Raw genomic sequence first — 15731 nt, 5'->3', positions numbered from 1 at the left:
TTTCTTCCTCGTTCAAGCAGGGAATCTGCACGAACAGCTTCATGGCCCTGTGCTTTCGATTAGCAGTGACTTTCGATCAGCAGTGAGTGGCGTCACAAGCGTAGGAGCGGGACATGACGCCAAAATGAACAGCAGATGCCATGGAGTGACTGTTACGCGGCCGTGACCACACCGCCCAGATCGGTCAACCCGGCGCCGCTACTCTGCTCGCGTGACCCGACCCCGCACGGTCCCGGTCGTCGTATGGCTGATCGTGCTCCTGCACCTGGCGGTCATGCTCGGCCAGACCGCCGTCTTCCCCAACGTCCGCTCGCCCGACGAGCGCCAGCACGTCGACCTCGTCCTCCAGGTGCGGCAGGGCGACGCCTGGCCGTGGCCAGGGCCGGGCACCGCGTTCGTGACCCAGGGCGTGACGGCGGGCGGCTTCGTCGAGGCCGACAGCCTCGACGGGCCGCAGCACCTCGCGGACCGCCAGGACGTGCCGCCACGCGGCGAGCGGCCCTCGTACCTGGAGGCCGGCGGCTCGGCCACGATGACCGAGGAGGGGCCCGACGGCGAGCCCGAGCCGGTGTTCAACCAGCTCGTCCAGCACCCGCCCCTGTACTACCTGCTGGGCGCGGGCGTCGTCAGCCTGGTGCCTGACTGGCAGGACGCGCCGCTGGACCAGGTGTGGCTGGTCCTGCGCTGGTGGAACGCGCTGCTCGCGCTGCCGCTGCCGCTGCTCCTGTTCGCCACCGCACGCCGGCTCCGGCTCCCCGACCCCCTACCGGTCGCGGCAGCCCTCGTCCCGCTCGCGGTCCCCGAGCTGACGCACCTGGAGTCGGCGGTCAACAACGACAACCTCCTGGTGGTCCTCGGCGCGTGCGCCACCCTGCTCGTGACCCGGGTCCTCACCGGCGACCTCACCCGCCGCACAGCCCTGCTGCTCGGGCTGGTCTCGACGCTCGCCCTGCTGACCAAGGGCTTCGCGCTGATGTTCCCCGCGTGGATCCTCCTGGCCTACCTCGTCGCCGCGTACCGGCACCGCGAGCGCCTCCGGGCCGCCACGACGTCCCTGCTGGTGGTCGCCGTCGTCACCCTGCCCGGCATCGCCTGGTGGGTACGCAACGTGGTGGTCCACGGCATGCTGCAGCCGCACGGCACGCACGCCACCCCACCCGACCTCACCCCGGTCTACGGATGGGCCGACGGCGGCCTCACCTGGCTCGGGCGGTTCACCGAGCGCATGATCACGCTCTTCTTCGTCCAGGACCACGCGGCGGCCCGCGAGCACGACGCCTCGTGGTGGATGGCCCGGGTGGCGCTCGTCGTCGTGCTCACCGGGCTCGTCACCGCCCTCGTGCGCCGTCCCGTGCCCCGGCTCGACGCGCTCGTGCTCCTGTTCCCCGTACCCGCCCTGGCCGGGATCGTCGCGCGCGGGTCGTGGGAGCAGTTCGCGGCGTTCCACGACTTCGGCGCCGCCCAGCAGGGCCGCTACCTCTACACGGGCCTCGTGGGCCTGCTCGTCGTCGCGCTCGCCGGCGCCGCGGTGCTGCGGCCCGCATGGCGCCGGGCGGTGCCCCTCGCGCTGCTGGCGCTCGCCGGCGCCATGCACCTGGCCTACCAGTACGACGTGTGGCGCCTGTACTGGCTGCCGGCCGACGGCGGGCCGGACGCGCTCGGCCGGGCCATGGCCGCCGTCGGGCACTGGTACGCGTTCCCCGGCGCCGTGCTGGTCACGGTGGTGGTAGCCGGGCTGGCGCTCGCCGCCGCCGTCGCCGTCTCGCTCACCCGGACCGCCCTCGGCGACCGGCCGCCGGACCGGCCCGCCGAGCTGGACGCCGACCCCATGCTGGCCGCCTGATGCGGGTGCTGGCCCGGTCCGTCGCCCGGATCCGCCCCCGGATCGGCGGGCGGGCCGAGCGTCTCGCGGTCATCTGCGCCGTGGCCTCCGGGATGCTCCTGGCCCTGATGGTCGCGCTCGCCGACGCCCCCTACGCGACCGGCGACGAGCCCCCGCACGTCGACTACGCCTACCAGGTGTGGCACGGCGAGCTGCCGGTCTTCGAGGACGGGCTCGAGCTGCGGCCCGACGGCGCCTGGCTCGCCCCGGTGCAGTGGACCGCCCAGCACCCGCCCCTGTACTACCTGCTGATCGCCCCGCTCGTGGGACCCCTGGCGGACGCCGGCCATCCGGTCGCCGCCGTCTACGCGGCGCGCGGCGTGAACGTGCTGCTCAGCGGCGTCTTCGTGCTCGCAGCCTGGTGGAGCGCGCGGCGCCTGACCCGGCCGGGCAGCGTGCTGCCCCCGCTCGTCGGATTCCTCGCGGGGGCCATGCCCGCCGCCGCGCACGTGGGCGGCAGCGCGTACAACGACCTGCTGGCCGCGGCCTTCGTCACCGTCCTGTTCGGCCTGGCCGCGACAGCGGTGCGGCGCGGGCTGGACGCCCGGCTGATCGCCCTGCTGTCGCTCGTCGCCGCGGCGTGCGCGCTCACCCGGCTGTCGGCGGCGCTCATCGCCGCCGTGGTCGCGGGTGTCGCCCTGGCCGCCGGGGCGGTCCGGGCCGCCCAGGGCCGGGGCCGGTGGGCGCACGTGGCCGCGCTGGCGGTGGCCGGGCCGGGGGCGGTGCTGGCCGCCAGCGGCTGGTTCTACCTTCGCAACCTGGCGCTGACCGGCAGCATCACGGGGTCGCACTTCGACTGGGCGCTGGAGCACCAGAACCGGCAGGAGCGCCCCGTGTGGGCGGTGCTGGCCGACCCGACGACCTGGGTCCGCCTGCCCGACCTGTTCTGGTGGGCCGGGCGCCTGCCCCCGAACACGCCCCTCACGATCACCACGATGGTGGTCACCGCCCTGCTGCTGGTGTGGACGCCGCTGGTGATCGCGCTGGTCGTGGCGGTCCGACGCCGCAGGTCGGCCGTCGAGCGGTCGACCCCCGAGACCCGCACCGACCGGCTCCTGCTGCGCGCCCTGCCGGTCGCCGCCGTCGTCGTCTCGCTGTCCGTGCAGGTCGGGTACGCCGCCAGCAGCGGCGGTATCTACCCGCGGTACCTGCTGGTGGTGTCGCTCCCCCTGTGCCTGGCGATCGCGGCGGGCCTGGCGACCCGGCCGCGCCGGTTGCTCCCGGCCTGGACCGCGTTGACCGTGCTCGACCTGGTGGTCTGGCTGTCGGTCGAGCTGGCCACGCCCGCGGAACCGGGGTACTACGACGAGCTGCCGCTGCCGGCCGCCGTGGTGGGTGTAGCGGCGGCCGCCGCCGTCGTCGGCTCGGCGGTGCTCGCGTTCCGTGCGATGCGGGAGATCGGCATGGCGCGCGCGAACCGGGCGGCGGCGACCACCGCCGCGGCTCCCACGACCAGCGTCACGGATCCGACCAGCACGAGCTGACCGCCGCTGAGCGGGCTCCACCCGGCCCAGCGGGCCGCGGCGTCGGCCACGGACTGTCCCGGGCCCTGGTAGAAACCCCAGAACCCGTAGGCGAGGCCGCTCGCCGCGGCCGCGCACGCCGCGGCGATCACCCAGGGCGTCGCGCGGCGCAGGCGCGGGCCCAGCAGGGCGAGCAGGCCCAGCGCCGTCCCGGCGCCGAGCGCCAGGAGCCCGGCGAACAGGTACCTGCCCTGCACGGCGGAGATCCAGCCGTGGGCGGCGTAGTCCGGCCAGGCGTTGACCAGGACCCCGCACCACAGCGCCACCGGCTGCAGCAGGAGCACGGCGACCGCCCGGTTCGCGGGGCCGCGCACCACGGCCAGCACGCACAGGATCGCGACGACGACGGCGGCGGTCCAGAGGACGGCGTCGGGCACGCGGATCTCCAGCCAGCCGAAGTTGCCGAAGAACGACCGGGTCAGGCTCGTCACCACTGTTCGCAGGAAGTACCAGAGGCCCTGCGGCTGCGCGTCGTCGAGGAACCGGTCCGGGATGCCCACGGGCTGCACCGTCCCCAGCACGAGCAGGTTGCGCAGCCACCACCAGCCGCCGATCGCGAACGCCGCGGCGCCGGCGATGAGCGCACCGAGCACGCGCCGGCCGCGCGGACCGGACGCCACCAGGTAGGCAGCCACGACCACGGGCAGCGCGAACGCCGCCATGACCTTGGTGAGCAGCCCGACGCCGACCACCACGCCGAGCCCGGCCGCCGTCCGCAGCCGCAGGTCGCCAGTGAGCACCCGGACGCACAGGTACGCGGTCACCGCGCCGGTGAGCGTCACGAGCGCATCGTTGGTGACGCTGCCCATGATGTGCCCCACCTGCGGCACGAACAGCGTGAACGACGCCGCCACGAGGGCCGCCGGGCGCGAGCCGGCCAGCCGCCGCACGGTCGCGGCGGTCAGCAGCGGCAGGGGTAGCAGGAGGGCGACGTCGAACAGCCGCAGTGCGAGCAGCTGCACGTCCCACCGGGACTCGGCCAGGCCGGTGGCGTGCAGCACGCCCGCCGCCATGGCGTAGTACAGCGGCGGGTGCTGCGTCATCTGGTCCACGAGCTCGGGGGCCAGCTGCCGGGTATCGGTGCCGGGTGGTAGCGGGTCGGCGAGGGCGTTCTCCCGGCTGACCGTTGCGCGTTCGGCGTCCTTGGTGGGTGGAACGGAGACGAACGCGGGCACGCCGTCCCGGTCCAGGTGCCGGCCCGGGACGTCCGTGGCCAGCGCTGCCTGCTCGCGTGCCTCGGTCATCGCCGGGCCCACGAGAGCCTCGCCCGCGGCCGGCCAGCCGCCGCCGTACGCGAGACGCAGCACGCTGTTGACGTGCTGCGGCTCGTCCGGGGCCCGGAACGCCGGGGTCAGCACCGCCCACAGCACACCGACCAGGACCACGAGTGCGGTGATCAGGGCGAGCGCCCGGCGGTACGCCACCTCAGCAGGATCGTCGCGCACGCTCAACAGAATAGGGGCCGGCTTCCCGGCTGCACGGCGAATCCGGTCGGTTGCCTCGACCGGACACCTGAGTTCGGTCGGTTGCCTCGGCCGGACGCGCGAGTTCGGTCCCTTGCCCCAACCAGACACACGAACTCGGTCCCTTGCTTCGGCCGGACACCCGAGTTCGGTCGGTTGCCTCGGCCGGACGCGCGAGTTCGGTCGGTTGCCTCGAGATCGGTCCATCGGTGGACCGATCTCGAGGCAACCGACCGAACTCGCGCGCAACCCAGCCGCAACGGACCGATCTCGGCGCAAGGGAGAACCCGCACGGCGTCGTGGCGGTGACGAATCACGCCTCCGATCCGACGTATCGTCAGTGGGTGCCTCCGTTTTCTCCTCGTGGCCGGAACCGGCGGTCGGGTCGTGGCCCCGGCGGCGGCCAGACCGGCAGCTCGTCCAGCAGTTCCTCCGGCAGCTCGTCCAGCAGCTCGTCCGGGATCCCCAAGGCGTCACAGGCCGACCTGCTGCGGCTCGCCGCCGCACGTTCGGGTGACTCCGGCGCGGCATCCGCGGAGAACACCGCGCCCCGCCGCCGGGACCGGCGCGGTCGCGGCCTGCGCGGCCCCATGTTCCCGCCCGGCACCCCGGCGCACCGCACGCGCGCGCAGCGGTTCGACGACCTCGTGCTCGACGTCGTCGAGGACCTCGACCGCACCTGGGCCACGCACCTGCGCGGCACCGAGTTCGCCGTGGAGGACGTGCCGCCGTCGGACCCCGCGCCGTGGGAAGACGGCGGCGTGCTGCTCGGCCGGTTCTTCCCCCCGGAGGCCGGGCGCCCCGGGCGCGTGGTGGTCTACCGCCGCCCCACCGAGGTGCGGGCCGTCGACCTGGAGGACCTCGCCGACCTGGTGCGCGACGTCGTGGTGGAGCAGGTCGCGCACCTGCTGGCCCGCACGCCGGAGGAGATCGACCCGAACTTCGGCGAGCGCGGCTGACCTACCCGCGGTCAGCCCGCCCACCGGGCTCAGCCGGCCGGCCGGGCTCAGCCCGTCGTCAGCCCGCCGAGTCCACCCGGCGCACGCGGACGTCGACGTCCGCCGCGAGCGGTGCCGTGGGTGCCAGCACCGAGAACAGCGTCGGGTCGCTGACGTCCGCGAGGCGCACCGACCACACCACCCCTGGCTCGTCGGCGGGCTGCTCCGCGACCACCGCAACGGTGTCGCCACGCTCCGACAGCTCGGCCCAGGTCACCTCGACCGTCTCGCCCGTCGGCACGTAGACGGTACGCGTCCAGGCCTCCTCGCCGTCCGGCCCGACGCCGCGCAGCGTCACCTCGCTGCTGCCCTCCGCGTCCTCGATCTCCTCGGGGCCGCGCTCGCCGGGGAGGCTGCTCAGCGTCACCGCGTAGGCGACGTCCGGCGGGATCGCGACGGCGCCGTCGGCCGCGCCACCCACCGAGGACACCGCCTGCCCGGCCAGCCACGCCCGGTCGTACGGGTCGTCGTCGATCACCGCGCCCTCGGCGGCGGCGCCCGCCCGGTCCACGGCCGCGCCGGCGACGACGGGCACGTCGGCGTCCACGACCACCGTGTAGGTCCCCGCGGGCAGCCCGCCGAGCGGCAGGGTCGTGACCTGCCCTGGTTCGAGAGCCACCTCCTCGCCGCCGCGCAGCCGCACCGGCCCGTCCGGCCCGAGCACCGCGAGCCGCGCTGTGCCGGCCTCGGTCCCGGGGGCCAGCAGGTCGAGCCGCGGCGCGTGCGGGTCGTCGACCGCCTCACCCGTGCTGAGCACGCCCGACACCGCCGTCGACCGCGACGGCGTGCCGCCCGCGACGACGAGGTCGGCGCCCATCGGCACCAGACCCTCGATCCGGTGGTGCTGCACGTATGCGCCCACCCGTCCGCCCTCGGCGGTGACGTGCAGCGCGAGGCGACTCTGGTCGGGCGCGATGGCCTCGAGCTTGGTGACCACCTGCTCCCCCGGCGGCACGACGACGAGCGACTGGCTCCCGAGCACCACGGGCCCGGAAGCGCCCCAGGCCTCGAGCGTCACGGTGGCCGGCGTGCGGCCGGGGTTCTGCAGCACCAGCCGGCCGCTCGAACCCACCGAGGTGCTGCCGCCGACCAGCCAGTGCTCGACGGCGGCCTCGGCGCACGGCCCCGCGACCAGGCCGCGCAGGTCGCCCCCGGTCGTCAAGGACGCCACCGTCCCTGGGGCGTAGGTCGCGCCGCCGGGCGTCACGTGCAGCACGCGCGCGCCGGGCAGCGTGCCCTCGCGCACCGCGGCGACGCCGCCCGCCTCCAGCGGGCCCGTGAGCTCCGCGTCCTGCGCCCCGTCGAGCGTGGTGAGCGAGGGCTCCTCGTTGTCGGCCCCCTCCAGGACTGCAGCGGTCAGCGAGGTGGTGGTCGCGACGGGCGCCGCGCTGAACTCGTCGTCGCCGACGTCCGGCTGCTCCAGCTGCGCCGGCATGGGGCAGACCAGCCCGGCCTCGGCGGCGGCCACGGGCACGGCGCGCACGTCGTCCGCCGGGGCGTCGGCCCGCCCGGCGCCGCCCGGCTCCGCGCCGCTCGTCGTGGCGAGCGCGGCGACCGCCATCGCGCACAGCAGGCCGCCTACCGCTGCCGCTGCCCGCCGGGCGGCGGCCGGGACCGCGAGCTTCTTGCGCTTCATCGCAGCCTCCTGCGGCCCACGGGCAGAGCCAGCAGCGCGAAGACCACCAGCGTGAACGTCGTGAGCACGAGCCATGCCGTGCGGTGGGGTGCCTCGTACCGGACCACCAGATGCCCGGCGTCGGGCCCGAGCGTGAAGGCCTGCAGCCCCGCCGACTCGTCCACGGGGACCGGCTCCAGCCGGCGTCCGTCGAGGGTCGCGTGCCAGCCGGGCCCGGCCGCCTCCGCCAGCACGACGGCGCGGTCCGCACCTCCAGCCCCCACCTCCGCGTGGACCGCCGTACCGCCCGACGGCAGCACCTGCTCCGTGATGCCTGCCTCCTCGACGCGGGCCCAGCCCGGCGGCGGCTCCTCGGCAGGCGCCACCCGCCAGACGGAGACCTCCTGGCCCTCGGTCACGCGGCTCATGCCGGGCACCATGTCGAGCGTGGCCATGAGGTCGCCGACGGCGGGCTGAGCCTCCGCGGCGGTGCCGACCGCGCCGCCGTCGGACCGGACCTGCACCGCCCCGATCCCGAGGTCCGCGAGCTGCTGCGGTACCCCGTCGGTCGCGCCGGACGCGAGCGCCGCGACGGCCGTGTCCAGCGCGGCGGTCGGGTCGGTCGCCTCGTTGGCCGCCGCCCGCGCCGCCGCCGAGGCGTCGGCGAGCTGCGAGCCGTCGGCCCGCAGCAGCGTGTACTGCACGGCACCGTCCCCGGAGAACCCGACCTCCAGCACGCGCGCCTGCCGCGGCGGCGCCTGCATCTGCTGCCCGACTGCGGGCACCACCGGGTCGGTCGTCACGTGCAGCAGCCCGGCCCGCCCGCCGGCCGCGACGCTCCCGGAGCCGGTCAGCCACACGGCCGCCTGCGTCGCGGGGAGCAGCAGCGCGACCACCACCAGCCCGCCGACCGCGACCCTGCGCGCCGAGCCGCGGAAGCCGCTCAGCGACGCCCCGCGCCGCGCCAGCACACCGGCGCCGGCGAGCGCTGCGGTACCCAGGCCGAGAAGCAGCAGCGACAGCCCGGGGCCGGACCACCGGCCGTCGTCCTGGGCGAGCACCGCCACGGCGAGGCCCGCCGCGGCGACCAGCCAGCCGACCAGGGAGGTCGCCGCGACCTGGCGCGCGGCGTCTCCGGCCTGCCTGCGCCCGATCCCGAGCAGCGCCCCCACGAGACCGAGCACCGCCAGCGCGAGCACCAGCACACCGGCCGCCCACGGACCGGCCGCGACGACGGCGCGGGCGGCGTCGAGCACGGGGCCGCCGTCAGGCACCTCGAACCAGGGGGTGGGCGCCGCCGGCAGGCCGAGCAGCAGCTCCAGGCCCGAGGCCGTGCCGGGCGCCGGGACGCCCGAACCGGCGAGCGGCTCGGCGGTCAGGAGGCCGCGGTCGCCGTCGCGCAGCACCGTCCACCACAGCGGGGCGCCGACCACGAGGGCAGGCACGACAGCGAGCGCCAGGTGGACGCGCCGGCGCGGGGCGACGATCGCGGCACCGATCAGCACCAGGACGGCGGCTGGCAGCAGCGCGGGCGCGCCGGCCACGACGCACGCCAGCAGCAGACCGCCCGCACCGGCCGCGCCCAGCGACGCGGCTCGGGCGTGGGACGCGTGCCCGCCGGACGCGTGCTCTGGGGCGCCGGCCGGGTGCTCCGCGGCGTCGTCCGGCGGCGAGAGCCGGTCGCCCGCCTGGGCGCCCACCGCGCGGACCAGCGCGACCGCCGTCCAGGGCAGCAGCGCGTGGGCCAGCACCGCACCGAGCAGGCCGCCGTCCAGGGCTCCGAGGAACGCGGGGGCGACGGTCCACGCGAACGCCGCGAGCATCCGCAGCCACACCGACCGCGTCACCGCCCCCGCGGCGGCCCACGCGCCGACAGCGGCAAGGGGCAGTGCCAGCAGGAGCACCAGGTTGACCGCGTGCTGCAGGGACCCGCCCACCAGCGCCGACAGCCCAGTCAGTACGAAGAGCAGCGGGTCCGCCGGTGCGGCCGTGCCGAGCCCGTCGCGCACCCAGCCGGACGTGGCGGCCGACCAGGTGGTCGCCGTCGTGCCGTCCGCCGGGAGCAGCGCCCCGCCGACCAGCCGTCCGCCGGACGCGAGGGCGCCCAGCGCTGGGCCGAACAGCGCCGCCGCCAGGCCCGTCGCGGAGACGACGACGGTCGCGAGCGCCGCGCGGCGCCGGGCGGCCAGGACCTGCAGCTCGGCCTGCTCCAGCTCCGACGGCGCTGCGTCGACACGATCGGCCTCACCGCGGGCGAGCCGCTTGTCCCGCCGCTCCGCGGCGACCTCGCGCCAGGTGCCCAGGAGCGGACGCAGCACGCTGCGGGGGACCGTCGAGGTGCGCGCGATCCGGCGTCGGGCGCGCAGCAGGCGGCCCAGGCGGAACACCGCCCACAGTGGAGCGATCAGCTCGTCGCGAGCCCGGTCGGGGTGCTTCATCGCCAGCCGGTAGCCGGCGGCGAACGGCGCCCACGCCAGCATCGCGAGCATCACGAACGGCAGCGCCCACGGTGCCACCGACGTCAGTCGCAGGTACAGCTGGCTCCGGCGCCGCGCGCCGGGCGAGCCGGGAGCGCGCAGGGCGACCTGCGCGTGCCGCACCACGGCGTCGGGCACCACGACGACGCGGTGGCCGGCGAGCCGTACCCGCCGAGAGAAGTCGGTCGAGTCGCCGAACTGGCCGTAGGCCGGGTCGGTGCCGCCGACCTCGCGCCACACCGACGCGCGCACCAGCGCCCCGGCGAGCCCGACGGCGAGGACGTCCTCGCGCGAGTCGTGCTGCCCCTGGTCGATCTCGGTGTCGTCGATGCCGGTCATGCGCCGGCCGAGCGGCGACACGGTGTGTCCCACCTCGAGGAGCACACCCCGGTCGGACACCTCCGGGTCGAGCGGCGCCCCGTCCGGGCCCGTCTCCCAGTGCCGCTGCTTGCAGCCGGCCACCGCCACGGCGTTCGAGTGCTCCACCGAGCGCGTCAGGGCGGCCAGCGCGCCGGGCGCCGGGGCGGAGTCGTCGTGCAGGAGCCAGAGCCAGCCGTGCTCCGGGGCCCCGGACGCGGCGAGCGCGGCCTGGACCGCGTCGCCGAAGGTGCGGGCGCCCGCGCCGGCCACGTACCGCGCGCCGCCGAGCTGCAGGTCCTGGTGGCCCGACGTCGCGGGGGCGGTGTCGACGTCGACCACCACAACGGAGTCCGGGGTGCGGGACTGCTTCCGCAGCGCCGCGAGCGTCGCGGCCAGGTAGGGGCTGCTGCCACGGGTCACCACTACGGCGGTCACCGTGACCGCCACCGGCGGCTGCACGGAGGGCTGGGCCGGGACCTTGGCCCACACCGGGCCCACCGTGGCCGCGTGGGGGCCCCGGTCCGGGCTGGGGGCCGACAGGCTGTCGGTACGTGGAGCGCTCATCTCGCTTCACATGATGCGGCGAGTCCGCGCCGACACGCCGCAGACGCGCCGAGCGGGAGCCGCTCCGGCTCAGGCCCTGCTTGTCCGCCGTCCGAGCCCGCGGTTCCGCTTCGGGCGGGTGCCTCGTCCTTCGGCTCCCACCCTGCGCTTCACCTCAGGCTCAGACGGCCCGGCGCTTCAGCTTGCGCCGCTCGCGCTCCGAGAGACCGCCCCAGATGCCGAACCGCTCGTCGTTCTCCAGCGCGTAGTCCAGGCACTCGGCCCGCACCTCGCAGCCGGAGCAGACCTTCTTGGCCTCGCGTGTGGACCCGCCCTTCTCCGGGAAGAAGGCCTCCGGGTCGGTCTGCGCGCACAGGGCGCGCTCCTGCCAACCGAGCAACGAGTCGTCCGGCTCCGTCAGCAGGTAGAGCTCGCCGAAGAGCGGAAGGACCGGTGCCACCGGTTCCACCTCACTCTCAGCGTCAGTCGGGAACTCCACGTCCGATTCCAGCATGTTCCACATGACGTGCCCCTCCATGCCGTGTCCGTGCTCCGAGGCCCTGCCGGTCGATCATGACGATCGCCCCGCCCTATCAGGCCTGACTGGCCAGACCTGCAGTTTCAGGCCCCGTTGCGTATTCGCTACGAAAACTGCATACATGGAATTACACGCGTGTCGCCTGGAGTCGTCAAGCGGAAATGTGCTATCGCCCGCTGGTTCCACGGGTAATTCACCAGTCCTTCCGCAGGTCGTGGCGCACGTCTCACCCGCAACCCCGCTCTTCTTATCCACCCGGCCACCGGCGCGGCGACACGCCGGGGCCCCGCGAGCCAATGTGACGCGGGTGGGGCGACGCGCAGCAGACCTGGCCCACCTACGCCGCCTCGTAGGCTGACGGCATGCAGATCGCGCCCCGCAGCGGCGGCCCCGTGCCCGACGTCGCCTCGCTCCTCGCCCGCCTCGCCGCCGACGGCGGCCGGCCCCGCCTCACCTGGTACGGCGACGACGGCGAGCGCGTCGAGCTCTCCGGCGCCGTCCTGGCCAACTGGGCCAGCAAGACCGTCAACCTGCTCGTCGAGGAGTTCGACGCCGGCCCGGGCACCAGCATCGTCGTCGACCTGCCCGTGCACTGGCGCACCGCCGTGTGGGCGCTGGCGGCCTGGCGCACGGGCGCGACCGTGGCGCTGCCCGACGCCGCCCCGGCGCACCCGGACGTGATAGTCACCGACAGCCCCGACCGGTGGGCCGGCGCCGGGGCCGACCTCGTCGTCGTCTCCCTGCCCGCGCTCGCCCGCAGGTACGACGGCGACCTGCCGCCCGGCGCCGTCGACGCGGCCTCGGCAGTCATGACCTACGGCGACGCGATCGGCTGGGTGCCCGAGGTGGACCCGGACCAGGACGCGCTGGTGACCGCCGCGGGCGCCGTCGGGCACAAGGGTCTGGTCCCGGAGCCCGGCGACGGGGCGCGCGTGCTCGTGGACGGGCGCGGGACCGTGGCGGACGTGCTGCGCGACCTGCTCGGTGTATGGGCGGGCGGCGGCTCCGCGGTCCTCACCTCGCGGGCGACCGCGGCCGAGCTTGAGCAGGACGCGCCGCGGCGCGCCCGCCTGCTGAGCACCGAGCAGGCACAAACGCACACCTGATCCCGCCATCTACCTCACGAAACGGCCGCTCGCGCGCCGAAAAACGCGTGGCCGCACACGGCCTTCGGGCTTCTCCACGAACCCTCTACGGTCCGACCTCCGCCGGTGCGCCGCCGTGCAATAACCAGCCCCTAAGATCTGAGGCCGTGACATTTCCTGACTTCAGCGCCCCAGGTGCGACGACACCCGTCAAAGGGCCGTCGCATGCCCGGACGCTGGCAGTCCTGGGAAGCGGCGCGACCCGCGCGGTCGGGATGGTGCTCGTCGCGGTCCTCTCGCTCGCGGTTGCGGGCGGCGCGGCGGCCGTGACCCAGCTGACAGGGAACATCGACACCGCCGACATGACGACGGCGCTCGGGTCGGACCGGCCCGAGGTGGTGCTGCCCGAGGACCCGAACGCGGGCACCCCGATGAACATCGTGGTGATGGGCAGCGACTCGCGCGACGGCGGCAACGGCGAATTGGCCGGTGGCGGGGAGATGGGCGCCCGCTCGGACACCACCATCGTCATGCACATCTCCGGCGACCGGTCGCGGGTCGAGATGATCTCGATCCCGCGCGACTCGACGGTGGACGTCCCGAGCTGCTCGACCACGGCCGGCGACACCCCCGAGCTGTACGGCACCAAGTTCAACGCCGCCTTCTCCCAGGGTGTGCAGTACGGCGGCGACGTCGCGTCGGGCGCGCTGTGCACCGTCAAGACGATCGAGAAGCTCACCGGCGTGTTCATGAACGGCTTCATAGTGGTCGACTTCGCGGGCTTCTCCTCGATGATCGACGCCGTGGGCGGGGTCGAGATCTGCGTCGAGGAAGCGATCTACTCCGAGAAGGCGAACCACCTTTCCCTGGAGCCCGGCACGCAGACGCTCCAGGGCGTCAAGGCCCTCGACTACGCGCGTGCCCGCACGGGCACCGGGCTGGGCGACGGGTCCGACCTGGGCCGCATCGGCCGGCAGCAGGAGGTAATGGCCTCGCTGGCCCGCAAGGTGCTGAGCCAGGAAGTGCTGACCAACCCCGCCAAGACCCTCAATTTCCTCAAAGCGGTAACCGGCTCGCTCACCATGAACGACGAGCTGGCCAGCATCGACGGACTCGCCGGGTTGGCCTACTCCATGCGCGCTGTGCGGCCTGACACGATCACGTTCATGACTGTCCCCAACGAGTACGACCCGAACAACGCGGCTAACGTCGTGTGGACGGACGAGGCCGTGGAGCTGTGGGACAACGTCAAGCACGACAGGCCGCTCGACAGCGACCCGGACGACCCGTCGGCGGACCCCTCGGGCTCCGCGACCGCGGGCGACGGGTCGGCGAGCGAGGGTTCGAACGAGGAGAGCACGGAGGGCGACGCGGGAACGGAGACCGGAGCCGAGGACGGTTCCGAGACCGAGCCCACGCCGGCTTCGACCGAGATCAAGCAGGCCGGTGAAGAGGCCTTCACCGGCGCCGACACCACCAAGGTCTGCGGCTGAGCCCATGTCAGATCCCAGAACGTCGAACCGCTCGGCGCCAGATGCCGACGACGACGTCACGCGCGTCCGGATACCGCCCAGCTTCACGCCCCAGGGCGTGAGCGGGCGCCCCGGCGCCGACGACGCCATCCCGGTCGGTGACACCGGCGAGCGTCCGCGGGTCGTGCCGGGTGCGGCGTCGAGCAAGGAGAAGGGCGGACCCGCGAACGCGGAGACGCCCGGCGCCGGTGTCCCCGGCGTCGGTGGCGCCCATCGCATCGGACGGCCGGAAGGCTCCGACGACGCGCGCCACGAACCACGTATCCGTAGACAGTCTTCCCGGGAGGTACCGGTGTCCGGCCAGCGCAATGGAACGAATCCCCCGCCTGTTCCGCCACGAAGGTCGGGGATGCCGGCGCGCAACGAGTCGGCCGGGCCTCCGCGGTCCATCCCGCCGCGGTCGGCGCCGCCGAGCGGCGGCCAGCCGCCGCAGTCCATCCCGCCGGGCCGCCCGGTCCGCGCGAGCGCGGGCCCCGTACGCCCGACGCCGGTGCGGCAGGCGCCGCGTCCCGCGGCCGGTGGCGGCCGAGGTGGCAACTACCCCGCCGGCGCGCTCGCCTCGGGCGGGCGCGGCTCCGGCGGCCGGGGTGGCAACAACATCCGCATCCGCAAGGGCCGCGTGTTCGGCGTGGTCGCGGTGCTGGTGCTGCTCGCCATCCTCGCCTGGCCGATCGGACTCCTGATCTGGGCCAACGGCAAGATTCAGCACGTCGAGGCGCTGTCCGGCGCGGAGAACACGCCGGGCACGACCTACCTGATCGCGGGCTCGGACGCGCGCGGCACCGGCGGTGTCGACGACTCCACGAGCGGTGCCCGCACCGACACGATCATGCTGCTGCACAAGCCGTCCTCCGGGCCGGTGGCGCTCATCTCGCTCCCGCGCGACACGTACGCGGAGATCCCGGGTGTCGGCGGCGACAAGATCAACGCGGCGTACGCCTACGGCGGCGCGCCGCTGCTGGTCGAGACCGTGGAGGCGCTCAGCGGCCTCACCGTGGACCACTACGTCGAGGTTGGTTTCGGCGGCGTCCAGGGCGTCGTCAACGCCGTCGGCGGCGTGCGCCTGTGCCTGGACTACGACGTGCACGACGTCAAGTCGAAGCTCGACTGGAAGGCCGGCTGCCACACCGTCATGGGCAAGACCGCCATCGCGTTCTCCCGCATGCGGTACTCCGACCCGACAGGCGACATCGGCCGCGCCCAGCGCCAGCAGCAGGTCATCGCGCAGGTGGGCAAGAAGATCGCGGACCCCGCCGTCCTGCTCAACCCCGCCACGCAGGTCGCGCTCGCCGACGCCGGCCTGGCCGCCGTCGTGACCGACACCGACTCGGGGATCATCGACCTCGCGATGCTCGGGCTGGCGTTCCGGTCCGCGAACGGCAAGGACGGCGTGACGGGCACCCCGCCGATCGCCACGATCGGCTACCGGACACCCGCGGGCGCCTCGGCCGTCCTGCTCGACGAGAACCTGACCCCCGAGTTCTGGACCAAGATCCGCGACGGCGAGTACCCGGCGGGCGAGAAGGTCGGCGGCATGCCGGGCTCCTGACTCGGAGCACCCGGACCGGACCACGAGATCGGCTCGGTGAGACAGGTACTCCCCGGGGTGTGTTGCTCTGAGACGCTTCTATGTTCGTCAAGTGGTGGGTGCGAGGGTGTTGGTCCGGGTCAGGAGTCGGTAGATCTTGCGGGTGAGGTAGCGCTTGAGCTGGCGG

General features: G+C 74.7%; 9 protein-coding genes. 5 read left to right on the top strand and 4 right to left on the bottom strand.

Annotated elements, in window-relative coordinates:
• Positions 1 to 211: 211 nt before the first annotated feature.
• Positions 212 to 1843 carry a glycosyltransferase family 39 protein gene (locus C8K30_RS29605; RefSeq protein ID WP_108496496.1) on the top strand — a complete coding sequence of 544 codons (1632 nt, stop codon included), beginning with the start codon at positions 212 to 214 and terminating at the stop codon, positions 1841 to 1843.
• A gap of 1339 nt (positions 1844 to 3182) precedes the next feature.
• On the opposite strand, the gene C8K30_RS29590 is transcribed toward C8K30_RS29605, so the two are convergent.
• Complete coding sequence (locus tag C8K30_RS29590; RefSeq protein ID WP_233257568.1) at positions 3183 to 4850, bottom strand: DUF2142 domain-containing protein; 1668 nt, start codon at positions 4848 to 4850, stop codon at positions 3183 to 3185.
• Between the two features lie 362 nt (positions 4851 to 5212).
• On the opposite strand from C8K30_RS29590, the gene C8K30_RS31860 reads away from it, so the two are divergent.
• The gene (locus C8K30_RS31860) at positions 5213 to 5827 is read left to right on the top strand and encodes a metallopeptidase family protein (RefSeq protein ID WP_369941717.1); all 615 of its coding nucleotides are present in this window, start codon (positions 5213 to 5215) and stop codon (positions 5825 to 5827) included.
• 58 nt (positions 5828 to 5885) lie between these two features.
• On the opposite strand, the gene C8K30_RS29580 is transcribed toward C8K30_RS31860, so the two are convergent.
• The 3 genes from C8K30_RS29580 to C8K30_RS29570 all read right to left on the bottom strand — a co-directional run bounded on the left by C8K30_RS29580 (position 5886) and on the right by C8K30_RS29570 (position 11384).
• Positions 5886 to 7502: a DUF5719 family protein gene (locus C8K30_RS29580; protein ID WP_108496491.1), complete on the bottom strand. Its 1617-nt coding sequence runs from the start codon at positions 7500 to 7502 to the stop codon at positions 5886 to 5888.
• Positions 7499 to 10882, bottom strand: a complete 3384-nt coding sequence (locus C8K30_RS29575; RefSeq protein ID WP_108496490.1) for a glycosyltransferase family 2 protein — start codon at positions 10880 to 10882, stop codon at positions 7499 to 7501. The genes C8K30_RS29580 and C8K30_RS29575 overlap by 4 nt, the downstream gene beginning before the upstream one ends.
• A 160-nt stretch (positions 10883 to 11042) precedes the next feature.
• A complete protein-coding gene (locus tag C8K30_RS29570) occupies positions 11043 to 11384 on the bottom strand; it encodes a WhiB family transcriptional regulator (protein WP_108496527.1) in 342 nt (113 codons plus the stop codon).
• A gap of 377 nt (positions 11385 to 11761) precedes the next feature.
• Here C8K30_RS29570 and C8K30_RS29565 point away from each other — a divergent pair, with 377 nt between their 5' ends.
• From C8K30_RS29565 to C8K30_RS31560, 3 genes are all read left to right on the top strand, one after another.
• Positions 11762 to 12505 (top strand): TIGR03089 family protein, encoded by a 744-nt coding sequence (locus C8K30_RS29565; RefSeq protein WP_108496489.1) that lies wholly within the window; start codon positions 11762 to 11764, stop codon positions 12503 to 12505.
• Between the two features lie 146 nt (positions 12506 to 12651).
• Complete coding sequence (locus C8K30_RS29560; protein ID WP_233257567.1) at positions 12652 to 13977, top strand: LCP family protein; 1326 nt, start codon at positions 12652 to 12654, stop codon at positions 13975 to 13977.
• Positions 13978 to 13981: 4 nt separating this feature from the next.
• Positions 13982 to 15565, top strand: coding sequence for an LCP family protein (locus C8K30_RS31560; RefSeq protein WP_233257566.1), 1584 nt, complete (start codon positions 13982 to 13984; stop codon positions 15563 to 15565).
• Positions 15566 to 15731 lie beyond the last annotated feature (166 nt).

It is taken from the genome of Promicromonospora sp. AC04 (genome assembly GCF_003058225.1).
GTDB lineage: Bacteria > Actinomycetota > Actinomycetes > Actinomycetales > Cellulomonadaceae > Promicromonospora.
This window is presented reverse-complemented; position numbering and strand designations above follow the sequence as displayed.

Bases quoted from the DNA above. Each gene is read 5' to 3' on its own strand.
- C8K30_RS29580 (WP_108496491.1), bottom strand. From the start codon at position 7,502: ATGAAGCGCAAGAAGCTCGCGGTCCCGGCCGCCGCCCGGCGGGCAGCG.
- C8K30_RS29575 (WP_108496490.1), bottom strand. From the start codon at position 10,882: ATGAGCGCTCCACGTACCGACAGCCTGTCGGCCCCCAGCCCGGACCGG.
- C8K30_RS29570 (WP_108496527.1), bottom strand. From the start codon at position 11,384: ATGTGGAACATGCTGGAATCGGACGTGGAGTTCCCGACTGACGCTGAG.
- C8K30_RS29565 (WP_108496489.1), top strand. From the start codon at position 11,762: ATGCAGATCGCGCCCCGCAGCGGCGGCCCCGTGCCCGACGTCGCCTCG.
- C8K30_RS31560 (WP_233257566.1), top strand. From the start codon at position 13,982: ATGTCAGATCCCAGAACGTCGAACCGCTCGGCGCCAGATGCCGACGAC.